Genomic DNA, 12,308 nt, shown 5'->3' on the forward strand with positions numbered 1-12,308 from the left:
GATGGGGTTAGTCCATTACAGGCCGCATCCCCCCCTTCCCTTTCGCCAAAAATACCTCGGGGTGAATGGCCCGTAGGGCCAGAGGGGCAGCGCCCCTCCTGTCACAAATCGAACCTTTATTTCTCTATTCCGCTGCCAAAACAGGCGCGTGCCGTCCCTCTCGCAACATTTGCAAGATTTCGGCGCGCCTGGCTTCTACCCGATCAATATTTGCACGTTTGACTGAGCCGAAGCCCCGGATTGACTGCGGCAGCCCTGCCAATTCCATCAGCAGATCGTGATGATCCGCATTCGAGGACAGCAGAAACGTCTTCACATCCAACTCATATTGCCGGATCAGGCGGCGTTCCTCCTTCCGCTCGGCCTGATAGCCGAAGACATCCAGCGGCGTGCCCCGCAGGCGGCGCATCGCGGCCATCAAGGGGAAGAGCCGCCGCACCCAGGGGCCAAAGGCGCGTTTCTTCGGGCGACCGTCCGGCCCGGTGCCCCCCAGTATCGGCGGGGCCAGATGGTGTTTCAGGGTAATGTCCCCCTCAAACACCTCCCGCACCTTGGCCTCGGTGTCCATCAACAGCCGCGCAACCTCATATTCATCCTTGTAGGCCAACAGCTTGTGGTATGATTTCGCCACTGCCCCGCGCATCGCTTCATCTGTGATGCCATCCACCAGCCTGCGGTACTTCTTCGCCAAGCGCCGCGATTGATACGTCACCAGATGATCGGCACGAAATGCGATCTGTTCGTCCAGCGTCTTTGGCTTTGCCACCACTTTAGCAGGCAACATCGCCATCACCGCCGCCGCATCTTGCCCGGCCCAGCGCCCCAGCGCAAAGGCGCGCTTATTACCCTCGACGGCCGCGCCATTCATTTCGATTGCCCGCAGGATCGCCGCGTCAGACAAGGGCACTAACCCGCGCTGCCAGGCCGCCCCCAGCATCAGCATGTTGGCAAAGATGGAATCGCCCAGCAAACTCGTGGCGATCTCTGTGGCATCGAACACCTGCAATCCGCCCCCCAGACGCGCCTCCAACGCCAGACGCAGCCGGTCGGTCGGGATGCGAAACTCTGTATTGCGGGTGAACTCACCAGTGATGATTTCATGGCTGTTGACCACCGCGCGGGTCTGGCCCGCACGCATCAGCCCGATGGTTTTCGACCCCGCCGTGGTGACCAAATCACCGCCAATCACCGCATGGGCCTCCCCCGTCGCCACACGAATGGCGCTGATATCATCGGGCCGCTCTGCCAGACGACAATGGATGTGCACCGCCCCGCCTTTTTGTGCGAGGCCCGCCATCTCCATCACACCGGCGCCCTTGCCATCCAGCTGCGCCGCCTGGGCCAGGATCGCACCGATGGTCACCACGCCCGACCCGCCGACGCCTGTGATCACCATGTTATGGGTGCCCTGGATCACGGGAAGCTTGGGCGCGGGCAATGCAGGCACGTCAAACTCCACCACTGCACCCTTGCGCAGCGCCCCGCCCTCGACAGTCACAAAAGACGGGCAGAACCCGTTCAGGCAGGAAAAATCCTTGTTGCACGCCGATTGGTCAATCGCGCGCTTGCGGCCCAGCTCTGTCTCCACCGGCACCACCGCGACACAGTTCGATTGCACCCCACAATCGCCGCAGCCCTCGCACACATCCGTGTCGATAAAGACCCGCTTGTCAGGGTCGGGAAACTCCCCGCGCTTTCGGCGCCGCCGCTTTTCTGCCGCGCAGGTTTGTACATAAACAATGGCTGATACACCCTTGAATTCCCGAAACTCCTCCTGAATGGCCATCAATTCTGATCGGGGGTGAAAGATCGTGGCCTTCGGGAAGGTTTTGAAATCAATTTCTTCCTTTTCGTCATAAACCACGCATAGATGCCCGACCCCTGCAGCCCATAGTTCGCGCACGATTTTGTCCGCCGTCAGCCCGCCCTCATTGGCTTGCCCGCCGGTCATCGCCACCGCATCGTTAAAGAGGATTTTGTAGGTGATATTGACCTCTGCCGCGACCGCTGCCCGGATCGCCAAAAGGCCGGAATGGTTATAGGTTCCGTCGCCGAGGTTCTGGAAGACATGCTGTGTGGTCGAAAACGGCGCCTCCCCGATCCAGTTCGCGCCCTCGCCACCCATATGGGTGTATCCAACGGTTTCCCGGTCCATCCAGGTGGCCATGATGTGACACCCAATCCCGGCATAAGCGCGTGATCCGTCTGGCAACTTGGTCGAGGTATTGTGCGGACACCCCGCGCAGAAATAGGGCAACCGCGCCGCGTAATCCTCGGCATTATCGGCCCTCTGTGCCTCCGCAATTCGGGCCATTCCGGCCTTGACGCCTTCGGTGCCGCGTCCCTCCTCGATCAGGATCGTGCCGATTTTTTCAGCAATCAAAACCGGGTCCAACGCCATGCGCGTGGGGAACAGTTCCTCGCGATGCATGCCGCCGGCACCGCCCTTATACCAGCCATAGACCCGCCGCCCACGCCGGTCATCAAAGATCGCCTCCTTGATCTGCACCTCGATCAGTTTGCGCTTTTCCTCGATAACCACGATCAGCTCCAGCCCCTCGGCCCATTCGTGGAAAGAGGTCATATCCAGCGGGAAGGTCTGCGCTACTTTATAGGTGGTCAGGCCCAACCGCCCTGCCTCCTCGGCATCCACGCCCAGCAGGGACAGCGCATGGGTCAGATCCAGCCAGTTCTTTCCAGCCGCGACAAAGCCGACCTTGGCCCCCGGCTTCCCCCAGACCCGCTTGTCCATGCGATTGGCGCGCGAAAACGCCTCTGCCGCGAAACGCTTATGATCAATCATCCGCGCCTCTTGCGGGATCCAATGATCGGCAAGGCGAATGTTCAACCCGTCCGGCGGCATGTCAAAATCAGGCGTCACGAATTCCATCCGGTCCGCGCGCCCATCCACGATGGACGTGACCTCGATCGTGTCTTTCATCACCTTCAGCCCGGCCCAAACCCCGGCAAAGCGTGACAGGGCAAAGCCATACAGCCCGTAATCCAGTATTTCCTGCACGCCGGCGGGCGACAGCACAGGCATATAGGCATCGACCAGCGCCCAGTCCGATTGATGACAGACGGTCGAACTTTCCCCGGTATGGTCATCACCCATTGCCATGACCACGCCGCCATAGGGGCTGGTCCCGGCCATATTGGCATGGCGCATCACATCGCCCGATCGATCCACGCCCGGCCCCTTGCCGTACCACAGGCCGAAGACACCATCGAACCGGCCCTCACCACGCAATTCCGCCTGCTGCGATCCCCACAGGGCTGTCGCCGCCAAATCCTCGTTCAACCCGGCCTGAAAGCGGATATCCGCCTCGGCCAGCAGTTTCTCCGCCCGGCCCATCTGGATATCAACCGCCCCCAAGGGCGATCCCCGATATCCGGTCACATAGCCCGCCGTGTTCAACCCTGCCGCCCGGTCGCGCGCCTTTTGCATCAGCATAAACCGCACCAGCGCCTGGGTTCCGTTCAGCAACACCGGCGATTTTTTTAGATCAAATCGGTCATTCAGGCTTACATTGTGCAATGTCATCACATACCTCCTGACGCGGGAATGATAACACAATAATAGGTCATAAATAATGACCTACAAAGGAAAAATCATGTCATTTGAGATGATTTGAACGGTGCACAACCGCGCGCAATTCCTGTAAAGGATGACCAGCGCGAATGGCAGGAAGTGTAAAAAATGGATTGGGATAAGCTCAGAATATTTCACGCCGTGGCAGATGCAGGCAGTCTGACTCACGCCGGTGACACACTTCACCTGTCACAATCCGCGGTCAGCCGCCAAATTCGCGCCCTTGAAGAGAGCTTGAATGCGACGCTGTTTCACCGCCATGCCCGCGGCCTGATTCTCACTGAACAGGGCGAATTGCTGTTCGAGGCGACCTCTGCCATGGATCAACGGCTAGAGGCCGCAGAGGCCCGCATCCGCGATTCCGAAGAAGAGGTCTTTGGCGAACTGCGCGTCACCACAACCTTTGGCTTTGGCCTGCTATGGCTGGCCCCGCGCTTGGGCCATTTCTACGAACAATATCCCGACATCAAAGTCGACCTAATGCTGGAGGAGCGGGTGCTCGACCTGCCCATGCGCGAAGCGGATGTGGCAATTCGCATGAAAGAGCCCAGTCAGGCCGATCTGATCCGCAAACGGCTGATGTCGGTGCAGATGAAACTCTACGCCTCCCGCTCCTATCTGGAAAAACACGGCACCCCCCAAACATTGGCCGATATCGCCAACCATCGCCTGCTGTGTCAGCGCCCCAATTCCGCGCAGGTTTACGCGGGCGCTGCGTTTGTCAAAGAGCTGCTGGCCCAAGGCGTCACCTCGACGATGACTGTAAACAATTACTACGCCATTTTGCAGGGCGTGACCCATGATCTGGGGATCGGCGTCCTGCCCGACTACGTGACCGAGGATTTCGAGGATCTGATCGAAGTGCTTCCTGACACCCATTCAAACGAGGTACCAGTCTATCTGGCCTACCCGTCGGAATTGCGTCAATCCCGCCGCATCGCCGCGTTCCGAGATTTCGTGCAGGAAGAAATCATTCAGTACCGCAAAAACCAAAAGGCCAACAAAGCGTGACCTATGCGTCACGCGCATAGCGGCTTTGCGTCGCGGCAACAGTTTTTTTCTTGAAATGTCAAGCGCCAAATTCTACCTTCAACTTCAGAAGGCAGTGATTGAGAATTCTCATTTCCTTCTACCTCCCTGTTGGACTTCGGCCGAGCTTAGTGCTCGGCCTTTTTTTTCGTCCCGCTGCTTTTATGGCAAAGATACTCCCACCGGAGGCAATCAAAACCGCTGATCGGCAGCAGAGGTGACAAAAATGACTTCTGCCGCAGACGCACCGCTCGAAAACCGAATATCTGCGGCACCTCGGCCCTTCCCCCTCGCGCGCGCTTCGACTAAAGAGACGCCAACTATGTCACCCGGGGGAATCCGTTTCATGCAAGAGCCTGCCATCACCGAAGACCTGATCGCCGCCCACGGCTTCACACCGGATGAATATGCAGAGGTCATCAAGATCCTGAACCGGGAACCCACCTACACGGAACTTGGCATCTTTTCGGCTATGTGGAACGAACATTGTTCCTATAAGTCTTCGAAAAAATGGCTCCGCACCCTACCCACCACCGGCCCGCAAGTTATCTGCGGCCCCGGCGAAAACGCAGGCGTTGTCGATATTGGCGATGGTCAGGCTGTGGTGTTCAAGATGGAAAGCCACAACCACCCGTCCTATATCGAACCCTATCAGGGCGCCGCAACCGGTGTGGGCGGCATCCTGCGCGATGTCTTCACAATGGGCGCCCGCCCGATCGCGTCGATGAACTCTCTGTCCTTCGGCTCCCCCAGCCATCACAAGACCAAACAGCTGGTCAATGGCGTGGTCGAGGGCATCGGCGGCTACGGCAACTGCTTCGGCGTGCCTTGCGCGGGCGGCGAGGTGCGCTTCCATCCCGCCTATAACGGCAACTGTCTGGTCAACGCCTTCGCCGCTGGCCTGGCGGACAGCGACAAAATTTTCTACTCCGCCGCCTCTGGCATCGGCATGCCTGTGGTTTACCTTGGTGCCAAAACCGGGCGCGACGGCGTTGGCGGCGCGACCATGGCCTCGGCCGAATTTGACGACACGATCGAGGAAAAACGCCCCACCGTTCAGGTCGGCGACCCCTTCACAGAAAAACGCCTGATGGAGGCGACGCTGGAGCTGATGCAAACCGGCGCGGTGATTTCGATCCAGGACATGGGCGCCGCGGGTCTGACCTGCTCTGCCGTAGAAATGGGAGATAAGGGTGGCCTTGGCGTCAAACTGAATCTCGAGGATGTTCCCCAGCGCGAACGCAACATGACTGCCTATGAGATGATGTTGTCGGAATCTCAGGAACGCATGCTGATGGTTCTGAAACCGGAACTGGAGGCTAAAGCCAAAGCGGTGTTCGAGAAATGGGACCTCGATTTCGCCATCGTTGGAGAAACCATTGACGAGGACCGCTTCCTCATCATGCATAATGGCGAGGTCAAGGCAGACCTGCCGCTGTCGAAACTTTCCTCCTCCGCCCCCGAATATGACCGTCCTTGGGTAGAAACCCCGGCGGCTGAACCACTGGGCGACGTGCCGAATGTTGATCCGATCGACGGACTACGTGCGCTCATCTCCTCCCCCAACTACGCGGCCAAACAATGGGTCTATGAACAATATGACACCATGGTCATGGCCGACAGCGCCCGCACGCCGGGTATCGGCTCTGGCATTATCCGCGTGCACGGCACCGACAAATCGCTGGCCTTCACTTCTGACGTGACTCCGCGCTACGTGCGTGCCAACCCGGTCGAGGGCGGCAAGCAGGCGGTGGCAGAGGCCTACCGCAACCTGACCGCCGTGGGTGCCCGCCCGCTGGCCACCACCGACAATATGAATTTCGGCAACCCTGAAAAGCCCGAGATTATGGGCCAGTTTGTTGGCGCGATCAAAGGCATTGGCGAAGCTGTGGCCGCACTTGATATGCCGATCGTGTCGGGCAACGTCTCGCTCTACAATGAAACCGATGGCACCGCGATCCTGCCCACCCCGACCATTGGCGCGGTTGGCCTGATCGATCATCCAGATCATATCATCGGTAATGAGGTCCGCGAGGGCCACGTTTTGCTGGTTCTGGGCGAAACCCGTGGCCATCTGGGCCAGTCAGCCATTCTGGCAGAGGTTTTCCACCGGGAAGAGGGCGACGCTCCAACCGTGGATTTGGCGGCAGAAAAGGCCAATGGCGATTTCATCCGCGCCAACCGCGACCTGATCACCGCCTGCACGGATGTCTCTGATGGTGGCATCGCGCTCGCCGCGTTCGAACTGGCCGAAGGGTCCCAGGTTGGCGTCACGCTCGACACCAACGACACGCCCACTCTCTTTGGCGAAGATCAGGCCCGCTATCTGATCGCCTGCAACTTTGACCAGGCAGAGGCCCTGATGACCCACGCGGCGGGGGCTGGCGTTACCCTAACCAGCATCGGCCGGTTTGGTGGCGAGGCCGTGACCATCGGCGGCAGCAACAGCTCTCTGGCAGAGCTCGCAAATCTCTATCGCGGTGCCTTTGCTCAGGCCGTCGCCTGATTTGATGCCCGCGCGTTAACACCGCGCGCGGGCTGTTTATCACTAATTTGGGCCAAATCACACCGTCGCAAAACCGACGCTATACCGCCGCTCGGCAGACCGAACAAACCCCGGAAAATAAGCTCGTTAACACCGTTTTCCAAAAAACTGCCGACTATGCCAAATGACCGCACCGCTCCCCCCTTGCGCCAACCCCAATGCAGACATACTTTTAACCAAACGACAAAGGACACCCGCCCATGCCGATGCATGCCCATGACCTCGAAGAGCTGCTGCGCGACGCTTTCCCTGACGCCGAGATTATGGTGGCCGGTGATGACGGCGTGCATATGTCTGCCATGGTCGTTGATGAATCCTTCCGCGGTATGAACCGTGTCCAGCAACAACGCGCCGTCTATGCCGCGCTCAAGGGCAAAATGGACGGGCCCGCTGGTGAATTACATGCTCTGGCCCTGACCACGAAGGCCCCCGAATAACCAGGACAAGGTCCTGACATCTTTAGGAAAACCAAAATGACCGACGCGAAAACCCAAATTGACGAAACTGTCAAAGCCAACGATGTGGTGCTCTATATGAAAGGCACCAAGGAAATGCCCCAATGCGGGTTTTCCTCCCGTGTGGCTGGCGTTCTGAACTTCATGGGCGTGGATTTCACCGATGTTAACGTTCTGGCGGACGAGGGCATTCGGCAGGGTATCAAGGATTATTCCGACTGGCCCACCATCCCGCAGCTTTATGTCAAAGGCGAGTTTGTCGGCGGCTGCGACATCATCACCGAAATGACCCTGTCTGGCGAGTTGGACCAGATGTTTGATGAAAACGACGTGGCCTATAACAAAGAGGCTGCCGATAAAATCCGAGAGGCCAACGCCTAAACGGCCCGGACTGCTCTAAAAAGAAACCCGCCATTCCGGCGGGTTTTTCTTTGTTTACAATCCCCTACAGCTTCATTTTGCCATAAACACTCTCGGGGCTGCCGGGGGTAGAAATCCCCTGCTCGCGCTACCCGACGCGCTCTTCCAGACTGTCCGCCAAGGCCTCAGCCCGGGCCGCAATCTCGGCCAGCGTATCGGTCACACTGTCGGGAATCACCGCAACCTCCACCCGCTCAGGTTCCGGCGCGGGGGTGGATTTCAGCTCCTCCAATTCCTGTTCCAAACTCGCAACGCGGTCTTTCAACTCCCGCTGGCTGTCTTCCAGCCCAACAGTGCGATCCGCCAGCATCAGGCCAGCCATCAACAGCATCCGACCCTCTGGCAGGCGTCCGACCTGCTCCATCATGATCTTTGCTTCGTTGTCCAACATCTTGGCCGCTGTTTTCAGATAGGGCTCCTCCCCATCCTGGCAGGCAACCACAAAATCTCGGCTGGCAATCGTGATCGTTACCTCAGGCATCAGGCGCTCTCCTCTACCATCGGGCGCAACTCTTCCAGCACCGCATCCAACTCCGCCCGGTCCGCAGCTTGCACCGTGCGCAAGGCATCCAACTCGGTCCCCACACCGGAATTGATCAATCCGGCGTCAGCCAGACCTGCCGCGTTGGCCTCCCGCAATTTCGCATTGTTTTCGCGCAGTTGCGCATTCACACCACGCAGCTTGGCCAGATCATGTTCCTGCCGCGCGACCTGGGCGCGTACCTTATCCAGCTTTTTCTCCAGCGCTTCCAACGCCGCCCCGTGGCTGTCTTTCAGATCTTCGATCCGGTCGCGCAGACGTTCAGATTCCAATTGCTCTTCGGTCAGTTGATCCTTCAGCTCGGACAAGGCCACGCTGTTGCCCCCGCCCTGATCCGCGGCCTTTGAAATGCGTTCTAACGCATAGGTGATCCGCCGTTCCAATTCTGATAAATCTGTCATTGCCCTGTCCCGCCGTACTCTTAGCTCTGTACCCACTGACCTGTCGGATGCGAATCGCGATGGTCGATATTCCCCCAATCTTACCCAAAGCCCGCACTGATTTCGCCCCCTTTCCGGCCAGCTTGCTTGATCTTCGGCCAATCGCTGCTAAAGAGGCCTTGAAACCGAGCAATGCCAGAGGACAAATCCGTGGATATTCCCGCCCTTCGCGAAAAACACCCCCAGCACTGGATGCGCGCCACCGCGATCCGCACCCTTGCCCTTGATGCGGTCGCAGCCGCGAATTCCGGCCATTCCGGCATGCCGATGGGCATGGCCGATGTGGCGACGGTTCTCTTTGGCAATCACCTGAAATTTGACGCAGCCAACCCAAACTGGCCAGACCGCGACCGGTTCATCCTGTCTGCTGGTCACGGGTCGATGCTGATCTATTCGCTCCTCTATCTCACCGGCAACCCAGAGATCACGCTGGAAGAGATCAAGAACTTCCGCCAACTGGGCGCCAAAACCGCAGGCCACCCGGAAAACTTCCTGGCCTCCGGCATCGAAACCACCACTGGCCCCCTGGGTCAGGGCATTTCCAATGCCGTTGGTTTCGCCATGGCCGAGGAAATCCAACGCGCCCGTTTCGGCAAAAAAGCTGTCGATCACCACACCTATGTCATCGCCGGCGATGGCTGTTTGATGGAGGGCGTCAGCCAAGAGGCGATCGGCCTTGCCGGACGCCACGAACTATCGAAGCTGATCGTTTTGTGGGATGACAACGGCATCACCATCGACGGCACCGTGGACATCTCCGACCGCACCAACCAGATCAAACGCTTTGCGGCCTCAGGCTGGTCCACCCATGAATGCGACGGCCATGATCCCGAAGACATCGACCGCGCCATCACTGAGGCCAAGAAAACCGGCAAGCCGGCTCTTGTTGCCTGCAAAACCCATATCGCAATTGGTTCCTCTGCCCAGGACACATCCAAAGGCCACGGCGCGTTGACCGATCCGCAGTTGATCGCAGACACCAAGGCCGGCTACGGCTGGGATTACCCGGCTTTTGAAATCCCGGCAGAGGTCAAATCCTGGTGGGAAGACATCGGTGCCCGTGGCGGTGCTGATCGTGTAGAGTGGGAAGCCCGCTTTGCCGCCCTGTCAACCAACAAACAGGCCGAATTCAACCGCGCCTACGCGCTGGAGGCCCCCAAACGTTTGTCGGCCACCATCAAGAAGCTGAAACGCGAAGTATCAGAGACCCAACCAAAGGCCGCGACCCGCAAGTCATCCGAAATGGTGCTGCAGGTCGTCAACCCGATCATGCAGGAAACCGTTGGCGGCTCTGCCGATCTAACCGGGTCCAACAACACCAAGACCAACGATCTGGGCGTCTTCCTGCCGGAAAACCGCAAGGGTCGTTACATCTATTACGGCATCCGCGAACATGGCATGGCGGCGGCGATGAACGGTATGGCGCTGCATGGCGGCGTGCGCCCCTATGGCGGCACCTTCATGTGCTTTACCGATTACGCCCGCCCATCGTTGCGTCTGGCCGCGTTGATGAAAATCCCGACCGTGTTCGTGATGACCCACGATTCCATCGGGTTGGGAGAGGACGGCCCCACCCACCAGCCGGTCGAGCATCTGGCCATCAGCCGCGCGACACCCAACACCATGGTCATCCGCCCTGCTGACACAGTGGAAACGGCGGAGGCATGGGAAATTGCGCTCACCTCCAAAATCACGCCTTCAGTGCTGGCGCTCAGCCGTCAGGGCCTGCCCACCGTGCGGACCGAGCATAAAAACAAGAACCTGACCGAACAGGGTGCCTATGTTCTGGCCGATGCAGAGGGCAAACGTCAGGCGATCATCATCGCCACCGGGTCAGAGGTTGAGGTCGCGCTCAAAGCCCGCGATATCCTGCAGGCAGAGGGCATCGGCACCCGCGTCGTCTCCATGCCCTGTATGGAACTCTTCGCCCAGCAGGACGAGGCTTACCGCAAACGCGTCCTGCCCGGCGGCCCGGTCCGTGTCGCGGTCGAGGCAGGCGTCCAACAAGGCTGGGATCGCTGGCTAACCGGCGAGCGTGGCAAATCAAACAAGGCAGGCTTCGTCGGCATGTCGAGCTTCGGCGCCTCCGCGCCCGCTGGCACGCTGTTTAAGCACTTCGGCATCACCGCCGAAGCCGTGGCTGAGAAGGTCAAATCTCTGCTGTAAGGTAGAAGGTCAGAAACAGGAAAGCCGCCCCATTCGGGCGGCTTTTTCATGCTTATGTTTTTAGGGGTTCGATGACCACTATGCGGAAAGAGCCGCCATTGGTCAGTCAACTTTATTGATTGGCAAGCCAAGTTTCCCGTGCGAGGCGATATGTTGCCCAGCCGGGATTGTCATAACCCTTTTCCATGTGGGCAAAAACAACACGACGCTCACTCTCGTCGAGCAAGACTTCTTTCACTCTTTCGAAGATGCCACCTATAGTATTGTTATCTTCTGCCGACAGTTGACCAAGCTTGATTCCAACCTCTTTGAATATCTGAGACCTCTCTTCGCCAGATGAGTTCGAAAGTCTACGTAGCTCAAGTCGCAACACATCCTCAATCCGTTCGGCTCCAAAGCTTTCAAGTACAGTGGTGCGACCAACATACTCGTAACCAACTTTTCGTTGGACGGCCTCGCTTGCCGGATTCAATAAAGGCCAAATGTTTGTGTAGATGGCATCAAGCTTCAACTCTTCGAACGCATATCGGAGTAAAATCACTGACGATTCTGATGATAAGCCTCGCCCCCAATGGCTCTTTGTTATGGCCGCAAAGCCCTCTGCCGTATTTGGTGGCAACGCTGGATCAACAAATAAGCCTCTGACCCCAACCAATTCTCCAGCTGACCCCATTGAGTCTGGTTCACAGATTGCCCACAGGCCTAAGCCGGGTTCACAGTGGTCTTCATCATCTGAATCCAGAGCAAAAAAATTGCACCAGCTATCCGCGCATTCTTGAGCCTTGGCGGGCGTTGATGCGTCGTGCATGAGGGTTTTTGCGACGTCGATATCCAAAAATAACTTTGTGGCAATTGCGTTGGCATCAGCCATCAAGACGGGTCGCATGTGATATCCGCTTCGATTTAGCCCAGCTTCAAACATTGCCCCCTCCATATGTCAGTATCATTCAATTCAAGCCACATGAAAAGACTTAGACTAACGACTGCTTCGGGCTGATTCTGTTGAAAAACAACGTGTCGCGAGTGCAGAATGTGTCGCCAGAAAGAATGGCCGCATGCCTTTCTTGTCAGGCTGTTCGCGGTTTCTGCGGTGCAGGAAAGATCTTGGCTAACTTCCGGA

9 protein-coding genes are annotated in these 12,308 nt (G+C 58.1%); 5 read left to right on the top strand and 4 right to left on the bottom strand.

The annotated features are described in order from the left end of the window. Positions 1-124: 124 nt before the first annotated feature. Entirely contained in the window at positions 125-3,544 is a 3,420-nt protein-coding gene (locus AC2D8P_RS14865) for an indolepyruvate ferredoxin oxidoreductase family protein (protein ID WP_484703588.1), read from the bottom strand. A 156-nt stretch (positions 3,545-3,700) separates the two neighbouring features. On the opposite strand from AC2D8P_RS14865, the gene AC2D8P_RS14870 reads away from it, so the two are divergent. The 4 genes from AC2D8P_RS14870 (at position 3,701) to grxD (ending at position 8,002) form a co-directional block, all read left to right on the top strand. Then, complete coding sequence (locus AC2D8P_RS14870) at positions 3,701-4,603, top strand: LysR family transcriptional regulator (protein ID WP_484703589.1); 903 nt, start codon at positions 3,701-3,703, stop codon at positions 4,601-4,603. A 364-nt stretch (positions 4,604-4,967) separates the two neighbouring features. Next, positions 4,968-7,127 (top strand): phosphoribosylformylglycinamidine synthase subunit PurL, encoded by a 2,160-nt coding sequence (gene purL / locus AC2D8P_RS14875; protein ID WP_484703596.1) that lies wholly within the window; start codon positions 4,968-4,970, stop codon positions 7,125-7,127. A 239-nt stretch (positions 7,128-7,366) separates the two neighbouring features. Then, positions 7,367-7,603 (top strand): BolA/IbaG family iron-sulfur metabolism protein, encoded by a 237-nt coding sequence (locus AC2D8P_RS14880; protein WP_484703590.1) that lies wholly within the window; start codon positions 7,367-7,369, stop codon positions 7,601-7,603. Between the two features lie 36 nt (positions 7,604-7,639). After that, complete coding sequence (grxD, locus tag AC2D8P_RS14885) at positions 7,640-8,002, top strand: Grx4 family monothiol glutaredoxin (RefSeq protein ID WP_484703591.1); 363 nt, start codon at positions 7,640-7,642, stop codon at positions 8,000-8,002. Positions 8,003-8,129: 127 nt separating this feature from the next. Here grxD and AC2D8P_RS14890 read toward each other — a convergent pair whose 3' ends face one another. Together AC2D8P_RS14890 and AC2D8P_RS14895 are read right to left on the bottom strand one after the other, a co-directional pair. Further along, entirely contained in the window at positions 8,130-8,522 is a 393-nt protein-coding gene (locus AC2D8P_RS14890; RefSeq protein WP_484703592.1) for a cell division protein ZapA, read from the bottom strand. Continuing rightward, the gene (locus tag AC2D8P_RS14895; RefSeq protein ID WP_484703593.1) at positions 8,522-8,983 is read right to left on the bottom strand and encodes a hypothetical protein; all 462 of its coding nucleotides are present in this window, start codon (positions 8,981-8,983) and stop codon (positions 8,522-8,524) included. The genes AC2D8P_RS14890 and AC2D8P_RS14895 overlap by 1 nt, the downstream gene beginning before the upstream one ends. A gap of 189 nt (positions 8,984-9,172) precedes the next feature. Here AC2D8P_RS14895 and tkt point away from each other — a divergent pair, with 189 nt between their 5' ends. Beyond that, positions 9,173-11,188: a transketolase gene (gene tkt / locus AC2D8P_RS14900; RefSeq protein ID WP_484703594.1), complete on the top strand. Its 2,016-nt coding sequence runs from the start codon at positions 9,173-9,175 to the stop codon at positions 11,186-11,188. Between the two features lie 112 nt (positions 11,189-11,300). Here the strand turns inward: tkt and AC2D8P_RS14905 are convergent, their stop codons facing one another. Then, the gene (locus AC2D8P_RS14905) at positions 11,301-12,110 is read right to left on the bottom strand and encodes a GNAT family N-acetyltransferase (protein ID WP_484703595.1); all 810 of its coding nucleotides are present in this window, start codon (positions 12,108-12,110) and stop codon (positions 11,301-11,303) included. Between the last annotated feature and the right edge of the window lie 198 nt (positions 12,111-12,308).

The organism is Roseovarius sp. YIN77 (assembly GCF_057219155.1).